11 protein-coding genes are annotated in these 17,546 nt (G+C 65.0%); 3 read left to right on the top strand and 8 right to left on the bottom strand.

The genetic code is table 11. From position 1 onward, the window contains the following. Window positions 1–142: 142 nt before the first annotated feature. From pgi to FA94_RS10010, 3 genes are all read right to left on the bottom strand, one after another. Window positions 143–1,765 carry a glucose-6-phosphate isomerase gene (gene pgi, locus FA94_RS10020; RefSeq protein ID WP_035550289.1) on the bottom strand — a complete coding sequence of 541 codons (1,623 nt, stop codon included), beginning with the start codon at window positions 1,763–1,765 and terminating at the stop codon, window positions 143–145. Between the two features lie 292 nt (window positions 1,766–2,057). Further along, window positions 2,058–3,647 (bottom strand): NAD(P)H-hydrate dehydratase, encoded by a 1,590-nt coding sequence (locus FA94_RS10015; protein ID WP_035550287.1) that lies wholly within the window; start codon window positions 3,645–3,647, stop codon window positions 2,058–2,060. 106 nt (window positions 3,648–3,753) lie between these two features. After that, the gene (locus tag FA94_RS10010) at window positions 3,754–5,049 is read right to left on the bottom strand and encodes an FAD-dependent oxidoreductase (protein ID WP_035561813.1); all 1,296 of its coding nucleotides are present in this window, start codon (window positions 5,047–5,049) and stop codon (window positions 3,754–3,756) included. A gap of 326 nt (window positions 5,050–5,375) precedes the next feature. Here FA94_RS10010 and purL point away from each other — a divergent pair, with 326 nt between their 5' ends. Next, on the top strand, window positions 5,376–9,470 hold the full coding sequence (purL, locus tag FA94_RS10005) for a phosphoribosylformylglycinamidine synthase (protein WP_035550284.1): 4,095 nt from the start codon (window positions 5,376–5,378) through the stop codon (window positions 9,468–9,470). Between the two features lie 147 nt (window positions 9,471–9,617). On the opposite strand, the gene FA94_RS10000 is transcribed toward purL, so the two are convergent. From FA94_RS10000 to FA94_RS09980, 5 genes are all read right to left on the bottom strand, one after another. Further along, a complete protein-coding gene (locus FA94_RS10000; RefSeq protein ID WP_035550281.1) occupies window positions 9,618–10,397 on the bottom strand; it encodes a peptidylprolyl isomerase in 780 nt (259 codons plus the stop codon). Window positions 10,398–10,407: 10 nt separating this feature from the next. After that, window positions 10,408–10,728 carry a BolA family protein gene (locus FA94_RS09995; protein WP_035550278.1) on the bottom strand — a complete coding sequence of 107 codons (321 nt, stop codon included), beginning with the start codon at window positions 10,726–10,728 and terminating at the stop codon, window positions 10,408–10,410. A gap of 1 nt (window position 10,729) precedes the next feature. After that, on the bottom strand, window positions 10,730–11,260 hold the full coding sequence (locus FA94_RS09990; protein WP_012432930.1) for a septation protein A: 531 nt from the start codon (window positions 11,258–11,260) through the stop codon (window positions 10,730–10,732). Between the two features lie 113 nt (window positions 11,261–11,373). Continuing rightward, the gene (gene msrB, locus FA94_RS09985) at window positions 11,374–11,805 is read right to left on the bottom strand and encodes a peptide-methionine (R)-S-oxide reductase MsrB (RefSeq protein WP_035550275.1); all 432 of its coding nucleotides are present in this window, start codon (window positions 11,803–11,805) and stop codon (window positions 11,374–11,376) included. A 55-nt stretch (window positions 11,806–11,860) separates the two neighbouring features. Beyond that, window positions 11,861–13,417: a protein adenylyltransferase SelO gene (locus FA94_RS09980; protein ID WP_035550272.1), complete on the bottom strand. Its 1,557-nt coding sequence runs from the start codon at window positions 13,415–13,417 to the stop codon at window positions 11,861–11,863. Between the two features lie 98 nt (window positions 13,418–13,515). Between FA94_RS09980 and FA94_RS09975 the strand changes: the two genes are divergently transcribed. Beyond that, window positions 13,516–15,192, top strand: a complete 1,677-nt coding sequence (locus FA94_RS09975) for a 3-(methylthio)propionyl-CoA ligase (RefSeq protein ID WP_035550270.1) — start codon at window positions 13,516–13,518, stop codon at window positions 15,190–15,192. A 217-nt stretch (window positions 15,193–15,409) separates the two neighbouring features. Then, on the top strand, window positions 15,410–17,494 hold the full coding sequence (locus FA94_RS09970; protein ID WP_035550268.1) for a 3-hydroxyacyl-CoA dehydrogenase NAD-binding domain-containing protein: 2,085 nt from the start codon (window positions 15,410–15,412) through the stop codon (window positions 17,492–17,494). The last annotated feature ends 52 nt before the right edge of the window (window positions 17,495–17,546 follow it).

The raw sequence follows: 17,546 nt of genomic DNA, 5'->3' as shown, positions 1-17,546 counted from the left end.
GGTAACGAGCCTCGCGCCAAACCAGCGTCACAAAAACCGCCGCACCAACCGGTTACACCAACCGTCGCACCAAAAGCAAAGCGGGCCACGAATGGCCCGCTTTTTTATTGCTCAATCAACGCGATCTCCCGCGCGACTCAACTCACTTCTTCAACGCCGCGCGCGCCCGCGCGATCAACGCCGACGTCGACGAGTCATGCTTCTTCTCATCCACGCTCGCCGAGGTCAGATCGGCCTCGACCACCTTGCCGAGAATCTTGCCGAGTTCGACGCCCCATTGATCGAACGGATTGATGTTCCACACCGACGCCTGCACCAGCACCTTGTGCTCGTACAACGCGATCAACGCGCCGAGCGAGCGCGCGGTCAACGCGTCGACCAGCAGCGTGCTGGTCGGCCGGTTGCCCGGAAACACCAGATGCGGCGCGAGTTCCGGCTTGTCCGGGCCGGCCACTTTCTTCGCTTCTTCCAGCGTGCGACCGAGCATCAGCGCTTCACTTTGCGCGAAGCAGTTGGCCAGCAGCTTCGGATGATGGCTGACGAGCGGATGCTCCGGCGTCATCACGGCGATGAAGTCGATCGGCACGATCGTCGGACCCTGATGCAGCATCTGGAAGAACGCGTGCTGGCCGTTCGTGCCCGGTTCGCCCCACGTCACGGCGGCGGTCGGGTAATCGACCATCGCGCCGTCGAGTCGCGCGGACTTGCCGTTGCTTTCCATCTCAAGCTGTTGCAGATACGACGGCAGGAAATGCAGCGCATTCGAATACGGCGCGACCAGATAGCTTTGCGAGCCGAAGAAGTTGCGATACCAGATGCCGATCATGCCGAGCAGCACCGGCAGGTTCTTCTCGAGCGGTGCGTCGCGGAAATGCTGGTCCATCTCGTTGGCGCCGGCGAGCAGTTCGCCGAACTGCTGCGGGCCGACCGCGATCATGATCGACAAGCCCACCGCCGACCACAGCGAATAGCGGCCGCCGACCCAGTCCCACATCTCGAACACGTTCTCTTTGGCGATGCCGAACTTGACCACTTCCGACGGATTCGCCGACACGCCGACAAAGTGCTTCGCCAGCGCGCTTTCCGGGCAACCCTTCTCGACGAACCAGTCGCGCAGCGAGCGCGCGTTGGTCATGGTTTCGAGCGTGGTGAACGTCTTGGAGACGATGATCGCGAGCGTTTCCTCGGGATCGATCTGCTGCATGACGTTGTACAGATCGGCGCCGTCTACATTCGACACGAAGTGCGTGGTGATCTCGGGCGTGGCCAGATGATGCAGCGCATGCACGACCATTTTCGGCCCCAGGTCCGAGCCGCCGATGCCGATGTTCACCACATAGCGGATCCGCTTGCCGGTGTAGCCGGTCCATGCGCCACTGCGCACCTGGTCGGCGAACGCGGCCATCTTTGCGCGCTCGGCCTGCACCTGGTCGAAGAACGGCGCTTTCGGGTCGGTGGCGCGCAATGCGGTGTGCAAGGCGGCGCGGCCTTCGGTCGGGTTGACGACCTCGCCGGCGAACATCGCGTCGCGGCGCTTTTCGACGCCGGCTTCACGCGCGAGTTGCACGAGCAGCTTGAGGGTGTCGTCGGTGATGCGGTTCTTCGAGAAATCGGCCGCGAGACCGCCGCCGGCGAACGCGAAGCGCTCGGCGCGGGTGGGGGCGGGATCGTTCTCGGGGGCGAACCAGTCGCGCAGGTGCGCATCGCGAATCTTCTCGTAATGCGTTTGCAGCGAGGACCAGGAGGGGAGCGAGTTCTGCGTCATAGCGTCCGTCTAACCAAGGGCACGAAGGAAGGCGAGCGCGTGAAGCGCTGCCGAGGATGATGCAACGATGCTGTTAGAGCGATGCCGCGCGGCCGGTGATGGATGGAGCGGTGGGGAGGCTTCGGGCGTTCGCTGCGCGATGCGAACGTGCGCGGAAGCTTCGCCGCCACCCGCTTCGAATCCGACGCGCGGCGCAGTCGTTCAGTATAGCGGCCTTGTGTGAAGGGTGACAGGCAGGCGCGCTTTGGCGGCGCGGTGCAGAGTGTGGGATGCGGGCGCCGCGTCCCACGTCTCACCCTTCCGTTGTCGGATAAAACAGCCGGTTCAGCAAACTCCGCACCATCGGCGCCAGTTCGCCCGCCGTCAAGCCAGCCGGACCATGCCCTTGCGCCGTCAGCGTGTCGGCGGCGAGGCCGTGCAGATAGACGCCCGCCAACGCCGCTTCGTAGCGCGGCAGATGCTGCGCAAGCAACGCGCCGATGATGCCGCCGAGCACGTCGCCGGTGCCGCCCGTTGCGAGCGCGGCGTTGCCGGTCGGATTGATCGCGAGGCGGCCGTCGGGCGCGGCGATGATCGTGCCGGTGCCTTTCAGCACCACCACGCTGGCAAAGCGCGCCGCCAGCGCACGCGCCGCGCCGAGCCGGTCGCGCTGCACGCCGGGCGCGTCGGTGCCGAGCAGGCGCGCGGCTTCGAGCGGATGGGGCGTGAGAAGGCACGGATCGCCTTGTACGCCGCGCGCGGTGAGTTCGGCCGCGAGCGACGGATCTTTCGCGATCAGATTCAGCGCGTCCGCGTCGAACAGCTTCGGCATGTCGAGTTGCAGCACGTCATGCAGCACCTGGATGGCGCGCTCGCGCTCGCCCATGCCGCAGCCGATCGCGAGCGCGTCCATCTTGTCGAGCGGCAGCGCGTCGATCGCGTGCAGCATCAGTTCGGGATGCGGCGGATCGTAGGGCGGCGCGCCGTCGCCCAGCAGCGCGACGTGCACTTTGCCCGCGCCGGTGTACAGCGCCGCGCGCGACGCGAGGATCGGCGCGCCGCACATGCCGGTGTCGCCGCCGACCACGGCGAGGCTGCCGAAGGTGCCCTTGTTGGTCGCGAAATCGCGTGGCGGCAGGAAGCCGGCGAACAGGTCGGGCGCATTGAGTTGCACGGCCGTGCGTTTGCTGGAGTCGATGCCGATCGGCGCAACGGTGACCGAGCCGGCGAGGTCGCGACCTTGCGCGGTGAACAGCCCCGGTTTGGCGGCGATGAAGCTGATCGTGTGCGTGGCATGCACGGCCACGCCGTCGCTTTCGCCGACCACCGTGCCGGTGTCGCTGTCGAGGCCGCTGGGGACGTCGAGCGCCAGCACGCCGCCTTTGCGCGGCCGCGCCTTGGCGCGCTGCGAAAGCTGCCGCGCGACCGTCGCGAAGACGCCGTCGAGGGCGCGTGTCAGGCCGATGCCGAACATGCCGTCCACGAGCCACGTGTAGCCGTCCAGCGACGCGGGCGGCGCCGTGCTGATCGCAACGCCGGCGGCGCGCGCCAGTTCGAGAGCCCAGCGGGCGTCGTCCGGTTTCACGTCGACCGGCATGCACAGTTCCACGGCAATGCCGTCCTTGTGCAGCTCCGTCGCGAGAACCAGCGCGTCGCCGCCGTTATTGCCGGGGCCGGCGATCAGCCACACCTTCTGCTTCGCGCGTTCGATCGACGTGTCGCGTGTGATGAGTTCCTGCAGGAAGCTCGCCGCGGACTTGCCGGCGCGCGCCATCAGCGTGTGCTCGGGCAAGCCGGCCGCGGCCTGGGATTCGGCGAGCCGCAGGTCGGTCAGCGTCAGTAAAGGCAGCGCCTTGTTGTGAGGGCGGGTGAGGGTAGGCGGAGTGAGATCGGCTTCGGTCATGGCGGCGGGCGATTCGCCCTGGCGCAAGGCCCGAGGCGAGGAAGCTGGAGAAGCCGCTATGGTAGTGCCGATGAGCGCGCCGCGCGAACCCATCGGCCGGCTGCGACTAGAAGCGGTCCGCGCGCAGCGCCGCCAGCGTGTCCGCGGGCACATCCGGCGTCTGACCGGACATCAGATCGGCGATCAGTTTGCCCGCGCCGCAAGCCAGTCCCCAGCCCGCCGGGCCATGCCCGACATTGACGAACAGACGCGGATGCAACGCGTTGCCGATCACCGGCAAGCCGTCGGGCGACAGCAGTTTGACGCCTTCCCACGGCAGCGCCGCCGAGATCCGCGCCGCGCCCGGAATCCAGTCGTGCGTGGCCTGGCCGAGCAGCGCCAGCGCTTCTTTGGTCAATGCTTCGCCGAGCGGCTTGTCGATCTGTGCGGCGCTCTGCAGCACCGCGCCACCCGCAATCCGCAGCCGATGATTCATCCGGCTGATCGCAATACGCTTGACCGCGTCGACGATCGCCACATGCGGCGCGCATTCTTCATGCGCGATCGGCGCGACCAGCGTATGCAGGCGCAGCGGATGCAGCGGCAGGCGCAGGCCGAGCGGTTCGAGCAGCGCGAGGCTGCCGTGCCCGGCGGCCACGACGACCGCGTCCGCATGGATCACGTCGACCTCGCGCGAACGCGACGACGCGCCCGGCCGCGGCGCCAGTTCCACCGACGCGCGCTGACCTTCGAGGCGGATCGCCGAGACTTCGCAGCCGAGCATGAATTGCACGCCGCCTTGCGTATCGAGCGTCTGCTTGATCAGCTTGGCGAACAGCGGCGAGTTGGCCGTGCGTTCCTGATCGAACAGCACGCCGCCGGCGAACTCCGGCTCGGCGCGCACCGAATGCTCGAACGCGCTGCATTCGGCGGGCGTCAGCACGTGATGCGGCACTTCGTTCTGGCGCAGCAGGTCGAGCGCCGGCTGGGTCTGCTCCCACTCCTGCGCGGAGCGCACCAGGTACAGCAAACCGCTGGTCTGTTCGAATTCGAGGCCGAAGCGCGCTTCGACGTCGGCCATGGCGTCGCGCGACAGTTCGATCAGCGGACGCAGCCGGCCATATTGGCGGCTGAAGGCCTCGGGGTCCTGCAGCGTGGCGAGTTGTTTGACGAACTGGCGCGCCGGCCCGGTGAAGCCGGTCTTGCTGATGACGCCGTTTCTGGCGTTCTGCCGGCTCGCCATGAAGGTCGGGCCGAACCAGACGTCGAGCGGCGTGGGCAGCACGGTGCCGCCATGGCCATAGGTCGCGCCTTGCGCCACCGTGGCGTGACGCTCGACGACGCAGACCCGGTGACCGGTCGCGCGCAATTGATAAGCGGTGGCGACGCCCGCAATCCCGCCGCCGATGACGATGACATCCATGTTCTGATTCGAATGGCCGACGGGACGCCGAAGCGGCGCGCTCCCGTTGAGCGTGACATGCGGCGCGCATTGCCCGGCCTGACTCATTGCCTCAGGCCGCTCGCGCCGATCTGGTGAAAGGGCGAATGATAGCAGCCAAAGTGCTCGCGCGGCCACGCGGGCGGCACGCCGGAAAGCGTCGCGCGGCGCGGCGCGAGCGGGCCGAAAGCGCACCGGCAAGGCGGCCGGAAGCCCTTTCCCGGGGTATAATCTCGGACTTCTTTTCCGCCTCACGTCGCCTGCACGCGCGACTTCTCGGCATCACTGAGCGACGCAAAGTCAAGTCCATGGCCCACTTCTCGTGTTTCCCCGGCGCTTCGGCCCTTTCCGATTTCCGTCAAACCCGCCTGCTCGACACGCTTACGCGCATCGACCCGAACATCACCGGCGTGCGCGGGCAGTATCTGCACTTCGTCAACGCCCAGAGCGAGCTGTCCGCTGAAGACACGGCGAAGATCGAAGCGCTGATGCACTACGGCGATCCGCTCGAAGAAAGCAAAGAGCGCGGCACGGCCGAAACCTTCCTCGTGGTGCCGCGCTTCGGCACGGTGTCGCCGTGGGCCAGCAAGGCCACCGACATCGCGCATCTGTGCGGTCTCACGCAGGTGCGCCGGATCGAGCGCGGCGTCGAGTACACGGTCACGCTGAAAAGCGGCCTGCTGGGCGGCAAGAAGGCACTCTCCGACGAAGCCCGCGCGGCTGTCGTCGCCGCGCTGCACGACCGCATGACCGAAAGCGTGTCGAGCTCGCGCGAACACGCGCTGCATCTGTTCGACGAACTGCCGGCCAAGCCGCTGCAAACCGTCGACGTGCTCGGCCACGGCCGCGGCGCGCTGGAAGCGGCGAACACGGAACTGGGCCTCGCACTGGCGGACGACGAAATCGACTACCTGATCGACGCGTTCACGACACTCGGCCGCAACCCGACCGACGTCGAACTGATGATGTTCGCGCAGGCCAACAGCGAACACTGCCGTCACAAGATTTTCAACGCGGACTGGAGTATCGACGGCGAGAAGCAGGACATCTCGCTGTTCAACATGATCCGCAATACCGAGAAGCTGAATCCGCAAGGCACGATCGTCGCGTATTCGGACAACTCGGCGATCATGGCGGGCGGCATGGCCGAGCGCTGGTTCCCGCGCACGCCGGCCGACCTCGGCACGAGCGAACTGCCGGAACACTATCGCCGTGGCGTCGAACTCACGCACACGCTGATGAAGGTGGAAACGCATAACCACCCGACCGCGATCTCGCCGTTCCCGGGCGCGTCCACCGGCTCGGGCGGTGAAATCCGCGACGAAGGCGCGACCGGTCGCGGCGCACGTCCGAAGGCGGGTCTGGCCGGCTTCACGGTGTCGAATCTGGCGTTGCCGGACGGCGTCGAGGCATGGGAAAACGCGCGCGACGTCGCGCAGCCGCTCGCACACCGCAATCCCGCGGAGCAGCACGAAGCGTACGGCCGTCCGGACCGCATCGCATCGCCGCTGCAAATCATGATCGACGGCCCGCTCGGCGGCGCCGCGTTCAACAACGAATTCGGCCGGCCGAATCTGGGCGGCTATTTCCGCGCTTACGAGCAGAACGTCGCGGGTCTGGTGCGCGGCTATCACAAGCCGATCATGATCGCCGGCGGCATCGGCAATATTTCGGACCAGCACACGCATAAGCACGATCTGCCGGAAGGCTCGCTGCTGATCCAGATCGGCGGCCCGGGCATGCGGATCGGCATGGGCGGCGGCGCGGCGAGTTCCATGGCGACCGGCACCAATACCGCCGAGCTCGACTTCGACTCGGTGCAGCGCGGCAACCCCGAAATCGAACGCCGGGCGCAGGAAGTCATCAACGCGTGCTGGCAGCTCGGCGACAAGAACCCGATTCTGAGCATTCACGACGTCGGCGCGGGCGGTTTGTCGAACGCGTTCCCGGAAGTGGTCGACGGCGCCAGCAAGGGTGCGTTGTTCGATCTGCGCAAGATCCAGCTCGAAGAGAGCGGTTTGTCGCCGCGCGAAATCTGGTCGAACGAAGCGCAAGAACGTTACGTGCTGGCCATCGCGCCGGCCGATCTGCCGGCGTTCGAAGCCATGTGCCTGCGCGAGCGCTGCCCGTTCGCGGTGATCGGCACGGCGACCGCCGAGCGTCAACTGAAGGTGATCGACTCCGAGCAGAACGCGGACAGCGCGCATCAACCGGTCGATATGCCGATGGAAGTGCTGCTCGGCAAAGCGCCGCGCATGCATCGCGACGTCAAGCGGGTCGAGCAGAAGCTCGAACCGGTGGACGTCACCGGGATTGCGTTGCCGGACGTCGCGGTCAGCGTGCTGCGTCACCCCACGGTCGCGAGCAAGTCGTTCCTGATTACCATCGGCGATCGTTCGGTGGGCGGCACGACCGCGCGTGACCAGATGGTCGGTCCGTGGCAAGTGCCGGTGGCCGATGTCGCGATCACCACGATGGACTACGCGGGTTTCCGCGGCGAAGCGATGACCATGGCCGAGCGCACGCCGCTCGCCGTGATCAACGCGCCGGCGTCGGGCCGCATGGCGGTCGGCGAGGCGGTCACGAACATTGCGGCGGCGCCGATCGCGTCGCTCGACAAGCTCAAGCTGTCGGCGAACTGGATGGCCGCATGTGGCGCAGCCGGTGAAGACGCCGCGCTGTACGACACGGTCAAGGCGATCGGCATGGAACTGTGCCCGGCGCTCGGTATCAGCATTCCGGTCGGTAAAGATTCGCTGTCCATGCGCACCAAGTGGGAAGACCACGGCGTTGCGAAAGAAGTGGTCGCGCCGGTCTCGCTGATCATCACGGCGTTCGCGCCGGTGGAAGACGTACGGAAGCACCTCACGCCGCAACTGCGCCGCGCCAACGGTACAGATGGCGTGGGCGACTCGGTGCTGATCGCGATCGACCTCGGCCGCGGCAAGCATCGTCTGGGCGGCAGTATTCTCGCGCAGGTCACGCAGCAGGTCGGCGACACGGTGCCGGACGTCGACGATCCGGAAGATCTGAAGCGTTTCTTCGCCGCGATCCAGGCGCTGAATAGCGAAGGCAAACTGCTCGCGTACCACGACCGCTCGGACGGCGGCCTGTGGGCGACGGTGTGCGAAATGGCGTTCGCGGGTCACGTGGGCGTGTCGCTGAACGTCGACATGCTGGTGCTCGATCCGAACCACGAATCCGATTACGGCGACGCGAAAGACTGGGCCAAGCAGACCAGCGGCCGCCGTGAAGACCGCACGATCCGCGCGCTGTTCAACGAAGAACTCGGCGCCGTGATCCAGGTGCGTGCAACGGACCGCGACGCGGTGCTAGCCGCATTGCGCGAACACGGCCTGTCGGCGTGCTCGCATGTGATCGGCAAGCTCAACGAGCGCGACACGATCGAAATCTATCGCGACGCGAAGAAGATCTACGAAGCGCCGCGCACCGAGCTACATCGCACGTGGAGCGAAGTGAGCTGGCGTATCTCGCGTCTGCGCGATAACCCGGCTTGCGCCGACGCCGAATACGACATGCTGTCGGACGCGGCCGATCCGGGCATTACGCCGGTCTTGAGCTTCGATCCGAAAGAAGACGTGGCCGCGCCGTTCATCGGCAAGAGCGCGCGTCCGCGTGTCGCGATCCTGCGTGAGCAGGGCGTGAACTCGCACCTCGAAACCGCGTACGCATTCGACCGCGCCGGCTTCGACGCGCACGACGTGCACATGAGCGATCTGCTGGCAGGCCGCGCCAATCTGGCGGATTTCGCCGGGGCGGTGGCGTGCGGCGGCTTCTCGTACGGCGACACGCTAGGCGCGGGTGAAGGCTGGGCGAAGGCGATTCGCTTCAACGCGCAACTGGCCGACATGTTCGCCGCGTTCTTCGGTCGCGAAGACACGTTCGCGCTGGGCATCTGCAACGGTTGCCAGATGATGAGCAGCCTCGCATCGATGATCCCGGGCGCGCAAGCCTGGCCGAAGTTCACGCGCAACAAGTCGGAGAAATTCGAAGCGCGCTTCTCGCTGGTCGAAGTGCAGGCTTCGCCGTCGATCTTCTTCAACGGTATGGAAGGCTCGCGCATTCCGGTGGCGATCGCTCACGGCGAAGGCTATGCGGACTTCTCGCAGCAGGGCGACGCGTCGAAGGTGGCCGTGGCCATGCGCTTTGTCGATCACCGTGGTCAGGCGACCGAGCAGTATCCGTTCAACCCGAACGGCTCGCCGGAGGGCATCACGTCGGTCACCACGCCGGACGGCCGCTTCACGGTGCTGATGCCGCACACCGAGCGCGTGCATCGCGCGGTGCAGATGAGCTGGCATCCGGAAGGCTGGGGTGAGGGCAGCACGGACGCAAGCCCGTGGCTGCGCGTGTTCCAGAACGCACGCCGCTGGTTGGGCTGAGGCTGAGGTTGAGCAGAAACAAAAAACCGCCCGAGGGCGGTTTTTTTGTCTCACACACCGAGCAAAACGTAAAACAACCAGGTCATCAAAGCAAACAAGCCGCCCGAGGGCGGCTTGTTCGTTTCAGCCAGTGGGCAAGTAACCCGCTTACTGAATCTTCGCGTTCTTACGCAGGCCTTCTTCGAACGCTTGCAGCTTTTCCTGCTGGATCTGCTGCACGATCTGCGGACGCACCTGTTCCAGCGGCGGCGGCGTGATAGCGCGCGTATCGTCGAGGCGAATGATGTGCCAGCCGAATTGCGTATGCACCGGCGTGTCGGTCATCTGGCCTTTCTGCAGATGCGTAGCCGCGTCCGCGAATTCAGGCACATAAGCCTTCGGGTCGGACCAGTCCAGGTCACCGCCGTTCTTGCCCGATCCCGGGTCCTTCGAGTATTGCTTGGCGAGATCTTCGAAGCTTGCGCCGGCCTTGATCTTCGCGATCAGGTCCTTTGCCTGCTGTTCGTTGTCCACCAGGATGTGGTGCAGGTGATATTCCTTGCCGCCCGCATCTTTGATCAGCGCGTTGTAACGCGCGGTGACTTCGGCGTCGCTCGGCGTGTTGTTCTTCACGAAGTCTTCGATCAGCGCGCGCAGCACCACGGTTTGTTGCGCGACGGCGATTTGTGCCTTGATGTCCGGACGATTCGGCAGGCCGCGACGCAGGGCTTCCTGCATCAGGATTTCGCGATTCACCAGCTCTTCGCGCACAGCCGTTTGCAGTTGCGGCGTGTTTTGCTGGCCTTGATGCACCAGTTGTTCGATCAGCGCGTCGGCGCGTGCCTTCGGAATCGGCGTGCCGTTCACGACAGCGATGTTCTGTGCAAATGCAGGTGCGGCCGCGAACGCAGCCAGCAATACCCAAAGGTGGGTTTTCTTCAAGGTCATCGGAAGGTTCCTAGCGGGGCAACAAAGCGAATTCTTCGGGCGTATACGCCGTGATTGCAAGGGCATGAATGCCGCGCTGCATGGCATCGGCCAGCGCATCATACACCATGCGATGCCGCGCCACGCGGGCCTTGCCGGCGAATGCGGCGGCCACGATCGTGACACTGAAATGACCGCCGGCCGAGGCGCCGGCATGGCCCGCGTGCTGCGCGCTGTCGTCGCTGATCTGGATCGACGCGACCGGCGCGAGCGCGGCGCTGAGGCGCGCTTCGATCAGCGCGGCACGCTCGGCGGTGGTGGCGTGCATGAAAACATGGGTGTCGGTGGTCATGTCATTCTTCCTTCATGTACTTCGACAGCCACAAGCTCTGTCCAACGATAAACACCACGAGGCAACCGGTCGCGCCGAACAGCTTGAAATTGACCCACTGGTCGGTGGTGTAGTTGTACGCGACGAACAGATTGACGAGCCCGAGCAGTACGAAAAAGATCGCCCAGACTACGCTCAGCTTGCCCCAGATCGCGTGCGGCAGCGTGATCTGCTTGCCCATCATCGCTTCGATCAGGTTCTTGTTGAAGGCCAGTTGCGAGACGATCAGCGCAACGGAAAACGCCCAGTACAGCACGGTCGGCTTCCACTTGATGAAAGTGTCGTTATGCAGCACGAGCGTCGCGCCGCCAAATACGGTGACGACGCCGAGGCTCACCCACAGCATCGGATCGACCTTGCGGTGACGGAACGCCACCCACGCGATCTGCACCAGCGTGGCGACGATCGCCACTGCCGTCGCCGTGAAAATGCCCCAGATCTTGAAGGCGACGAAGAACAGGATGATCGGGAACAGATCGAACAGGAATTTCATTATCTGGTCGGGAATTCGCAGAAGGAGTCGAGGAATGAGGGACGCGGCGCGAAACGGCCGGCGGGCGCCTGCAACGCAGGCCCCACCGGCAATGCGCCGGACTCCGCGCTGCGTTACTTGGGCTCGAATTGTAACGCAGCCGAATTGATGCAGTAACGCAGACCCGTCGGCGCCGGGCCGTCTTCGAACACGTGACCCAGATGCGCGCCGCAGTTCTTGCATTGCACTTCGATGCGCAGCATGCCGTGCGCGCGGTCGGTTTTCTCGGCGATCACTTCGCCGTTGATCGGCTTGAAGTAGCTCGGCCAGCCGCAGCCGGCGTCGAACTTGGTGTCGGATTCGAAAAGCGGCGTGCCGCAGCACACGCAGTCGTAAATGCCGCGATCCCAGTGGTCGTGATAGCGGCCGGTGAACGGGCGCTCGGTGGCCGCGTGGCGCGTCACCTGGTATTCGACGTCGGAGAGCTGCTTGCGCCACTCGGCGTCGTCTTTCTGCACGGCGGGGACGTCGGGGGTGTTGGGGTTGAGGTCGTCGGGCTTGTTCATGGTCGGGGTTCCTGTCTCGGGCTTGTTTTGGGGACTGCACTACGGCTTCGGCACGTCACGACGAGCAGCTCACTTCCAGCGAACTCGCCCAGTCGGGCGGCAACCCCGCATACGCTTCATGCTCGGGCTGTTCGTCGAACGGGCGGCGCAGTACCGCCGCCAGACGCTCCACTTCCGAAAAATCCTTCTCTTTCGCGTGGCGGATCGCCGTTTCCGCCAGATGATTGCGAAGAATGAATTTGGGGTTGACCCGGTTCATTGCAATGGCGCGCGCGGCGTCGTCGCGTGTTTCATGGGACAGGCGCGCGCGGTAGTCGTTCGCCCACGCGTCGAACGCGGCGCGGTCGAGGAACAGGTCGCGCACCGCCGTGTCGCCGCTCGCGTCGTGTCGCGACACGCGCGCGAGATGGCGGAACGTCAGCGTGAAATCGGCGCGGTTGGCGTGCATCACCTCGAACAGACGGTTCACTAATGTGTCGTCGCCGTCGCGTTCGATCTCCAGGCCGAGCTTCGCGCGCATGCGCCGTTCCAATGCCGGCGCGAAACGCTCCTTGAAACCGCCGAGCACGCGCTGCGCGTCTTCGATCGCCTTGTCGCCGCGCACGCTTTCGTCGTGCTGTTCGCCGAGCAGCGGCAACAGCCCTTGCGCCAGACAGAAGAGATTCCAGTAGGCGATCTGCGGCTGCATCTTGTAGGCGTAACGACCTTGCGAATCGGAGTGATTGCAGATGTAGCCGGCGTCGAAACCGTCCATGAAACCGAACGGACCGTAGTCGATCGTCAGGCCAAGAATCGACATGTTGTCTGTATTCATCACGCCGTGGCAGAAGCCGACCGCCTGCCATTCGACCATCAGGTCGGCGGTGGATTTCACGGCTTCGCCGAGCAGCGCGAGATAGGGGTCGTCGGCGTCGCGGCAATGCGGATAGAAACGCTCGATCACGTGATCGGCGAGCGCGCGCAGCGCGTCGGTGCGATCGTTCGAATAGAAATGCTCGAAGTGGCCGAAGCGCACGAAACTCGGCGCGACCCGCGTGACCACCGCGGCGGTTTCGATCTCTTCGCGCCGCACCGGCTGATCGGAGCCGACCACGCACAGCGCGCGAGTGGTCGGAATGCCCAGGTGATGCATGGCTTCCGAACACAGAAACTCGCGAATCGACGAGCGCAGCACTGCGCGGCCGTCGCCCATGCGCGAATAGGGCGTGCGCCCCGCGCCTTTGAGTTGCAGCTCGAAGCGTTGGCCGTTATGCGCGACCTCGCCGAGACCGAGCGCGCGACCGTCGCCGAGCTGGCCGGCCCACACGCCGAACTGATGCCCCGAGTACACCGACGCATACGGCAGCGCCTCGGCGGGCCATTCGCGCGTGGCGTTGCCGGAGAACAGTTCGGCGAAACCGGGGTCGCCCTGGAGGCCCGGCTCTAAACCGAGCAGCGCGGCGGTCTCCGCGGAGAAGCCGACCATGTAGGGCGCATTGAGCGGCGCCGCCGGCAGACGGGTCAGGAAGACGCTGCCGAGCCGCGCGAACGCGTTTTCAGGTGCGCTGACGAGTGCATTGGAAAGAGCCGCTAACGGCCCGGATAACCCTGCAAAGCTTGGGGAAAACGACATGTTGAGCGCCTCTGGATTAACCGATATTGTAAGTCCGCTCCCGCGGCGCTGCAGGCTGGCGTCCCATTGAAGCAACCAGAACGAGGAGACCTCTCTTTATGACGACGCCGCTGCCTGGACAGATGATGGACGTGCCGCTCACCGTATCCTCGTTGCTCGCGCATGCCGCGCGGCATTTCGGCGGCACCGAAATCGTGTCGCGGCGTATCGAAGGCGATCTGCATCGCTACACCTACCGCGATTGCGAAAAACGCGCGAAGCAGCTCGCACAGGCGCTGATCGCGCTGGGCGTCGAGCCGGGCGAACGGGTGGCGACGCTGGCATGGAACGGCTACCGGCATCTCGAAGCGTATTACGGCACGACCGGCTTCGGCGCCGTATGCCACACGATCAATCCGCGTCTGTTTCCCGACCAGATCGCCTACATCGTCAATCACGCCGACGACGCCTACGTGATGTTCGATACCACGTTCGCGCCGCTGGTCGACGCGCTCGCGCCGCAGTGCCCGAAAGTGCGCGGCTGGATCGCGCTCGCCGACGAAGCGCATCTGCCGGCCATGCAAACGCCGGTGCTCAGTTACGAAACGCTGGTCGACGCGCAGGACGGCAACTTCGCGTGGCCGGAGCTCGACGAGCGCCAGGCCTCCTACCTTTGCTATACGTCCGGCACCACCGGCAATCCGAAGGGCGCGCTGTACTCGCATCGCTCGACGGTGCTGCACGCGTTCGGCGCGGCGTTGCCCGATGCCATGAGCCTGTCCGCGCGCGACGCCGTGCTGCCGGTCGTGCCGATGTTCCATGTGAACGCATGGGGCATTCCGCACAGCGCGCCGTTGACCGGCGCGAAGCTGGTGTTCCCCGGCAAGGACCTCGACGGCAAGTCGCTGTACGAATTGATGGAGAGCGAACGCGTCACGTATTCCGCCGGCGTGCCGACCGTGTGGCTCGGTTTGCTGAACTATCTGCGCGAAGCGGGCGTGCGGTTTTCGTCGTTGAATCGCACGGTGATCGGCGGCTCGGCGTGTCCGCCGGCCATGCTGCGCGCGTTCGAGGACGACTACGGCGTGCAGGTGATTCACGCATGGGGCATGACCGAAATGTCGCCGCTCGGCACGCTGTCGAAACTGACGTGGGAGCAATCGCAACGTCCGCTCGCCGAGCAGCGCAAATTGCTGGAAAAGCAGGGCCATGTGCTGTACGGCGTCGATATGAAGATCGTCGGCGAAGACGGTCGGGAGTTGCCTTGGGACGGCGTTGCGTTCGGCGATCTGCATGTGCGCGGACCGTGGGTGATCGATCGGTATTTCCGCAAGGACGATTCGCCGCTGGTGGACGGCTGGTTTCCAACCGGCGACGTCGCGACGATCGACCCGGACAGTTTTCTGAACATCACGGATCGCTCGAAAGACGTGATCAAGTCGGGTGGCGAATGGATCAGTTCGATCGACGTCGAGAACGTCGCGATCGCGCATCCGGCGGTGGCGGAAGCGGCCTGCATCGCCTGCGCGCATCCGAAGTGGACCGAGCGGCCGCTGCTGGTGGTCGTCAAGCGCGCGGGTTTCGACGTGACGCGCAAGGAACTGCTCGCGTTCTACGACGGCAAGGTCGCCAAATGGTGGATTCCCGACGACGTCGCCTTCGTCGACGAACTGCCGCACACGGCCACCGGCAAACTGCAGAAGCTGAAGCTGCGCGATCTGTTCCGCAATCACGTGCTGCCGTCTGCATTGGAGGACGAGAAGGATTGTCCGCTGGTTAGGGGAAACCCCGCCTAACGGTAAATTGAACGAGCGTGCTTTTTTGTGTATTCTGCCTGCTGACCCCGGTTAATCGAGCAGCGAGTTGGTTACGAGTCGGCGTATGAGTCGTTGAGCGTGTCGCCCACTCGCCGGCAACAAGCGGACAATGATCCGACTCGGTGAACCGGACGGGCGGCGCGTCATGCGCCGCCTCAACCGCAACATGGCATGAATCGCATGGAGGCAGGCAGAGATGGCAGTGGACTACACAACTCATGACGGCGTGGCCGTCATCACGCTGAACAATCCTCCCGTGAATGGCCTCGGCCTGTCGACGCGAGCCGGCATCGTCGACGGAATCGAGCGCGCGCAGAACGATCCGGCCATCAAGGCCATCGTGCTGACCGGCGCGGGCAAAGCCTTTTCGGGCGGCGCCGACATCACCGAATTCAACACGCCGAAAGCGACCCAGGAGCCGACGCTCGCCACCGTCATCAAGGTGGTGGAAAGCAGCGCGAAACCGGTGATCGCGGCAATTCACAGCGTGGCGATGGGCGGCGGTCTGGAATTGGCGCTCGGCGCGCATTACCGCATTGCGGCGCCCGGCGCGCAGATCGCGCTGCCGGAAGTGAAGCTCGGCATTCTGCCGGGCGCGGGCGGCACGCAGCGTCTGCCGCGCGCCATCGGCCTCGAAGCGTCGCTCAATATGATCGTGTCCGGCGCGCCGGTCCTGTCCGAGAAACTGGCCGATTCGGGTCTGTTCGACGAAATCGCGCAAGGCGATCTGGCCGACGCGGCGCTCGCGTTCGCTCGCCAGGTCGGCGCGAAGGCAGGCCCGCATCCGCGCGTGCGCGATCGCAAGATCGAGCATCCGAACGCGGCCGGTTTCATCCAGTTCACGCGCAACACCGTCTCGGCGATGGCGAAGAATTTCCCCGCGCCGCTGAAATGTATCGACGCGGTGGAAGCCGGCGTGCAGAACGGTTTCGACAAGGGCCTCGCATTCGAACGCGATTGCTTCATCGCGCTGGTGCAGACGCCCGAGAGCCACGCGCTGCGTCATGCGTTCTTCGGCGAACGCGCGGCCAGCAAGATTCCCGATGTACCGGCCGATACGCCGGTGCGCGATATCGCCCAGGTGGCGGTGATCGGCGCCGGCACGATGGGCGGCGGCATCGCGATGAACTTCATCAACGCGGGCATTCCGGTCACGCTGCTGGAAACGAAACAGGACGCGCTCGATCGCGGACTCGCTACGATCCGCAAGAACTACGAAGCCAGCGTGAAGAAGGGCAAGCTCAAGCCCGAGGCGCTCGAACAGCGCATGGCGTTGATCACACCCACGCTGTCCTATGACGACCTCAAGCAGGCCGACCTGATCGTCGAAGCCGTGTTCGAGGAACTCGGCGTGAAAGAGCAGGTGTTCAAGCGACTCGACGAAGTGGCCAAGCCCGGCGCGATCCTCGCGTCGAACACGTCGACGCTGGACGTCGACAAGATCGCCGCGTTCACGAAGCGTCCGCAGGACGTGGTCGGCATGCACTTCTTCAGCCCGGCCAACGTGATGAAGCTGCTCGAAGTGGTGCGCGGCAAGGACACGGCGAAAGACGTGCTCGCCACCGTCATGAAGCTCGCGAAGAAGATCAAAAAGACCGCGGTGGTCTCGGGCGTGTGCGACGGCTTTATCGGCAACCGGATGATCGAGCAGTACATCCGTCAGGCGCTCTTCATGCTCGAAGAAGGCGCGCTGCCCGCGCAGGTCGACAAGGCCATCGAGAAATTCGGTTTTGCGATGGGCCCGTTCCGCATGAGCGATCTGGCCGGCAACGACATCGGCTGGGCGATCCGCAAGCGCCGCTATCAGGAACATCCCGATATGCACTATTCGAAGATCGCCGATCGTCTGTGCGAGACCGGGCGCTTCGGCCAGAAGACCGGCGGCGGCTGGTACGACTACAAGGCGGGCGACCGCGCGGCGTATCCGTCGAAGGTGGTCGACGAGATGATCGGCGCGTTCTCGAAGGAAGCCAACGCCGAGCGCCGCAAGATCAGCGACGAGGAAATCGTCGAACGTCTCGTGTTCGCGCTCGTCAATGAAGGCGCGAAGATTCTCGAGGAAGGCATCGCGTCGAAGGCGTCGGATATCGACATGGTCTATCTGACCGGCTACGGCTTTCCGCTGTATCGCGGCGGTCCGATGCTGTACGCGGATACCGTCGGGCTCTACAACGTCGAGCGCGCGATTCGCCGCTATGCGGCGCGGCCGAACGGCGACGCGTGGCAACTCGCGCCGAGTATCGCGGAACTGGCGGCCAAGGGTCGCGGGTTCAACGGCTGAGGCTTCAAGGGCCATAGGCCCTTCGAGTGAAATGACTGAGGTGGCGCGTGCG

This window comes from Burkholderia sp. 9120 (assembly GCF_000745015.1).
Lineage (GTDB): Bacteria > Pseudomonadota > Gammaproteobacteria > Burkholderiales > Burkholderiaceae > Paraburkholderia.
The sequence above is the reverse complement of the archived record's forward strand: the minus strand, read 5'-3'. Positions and strand labels throughout refer to the sequence as shown.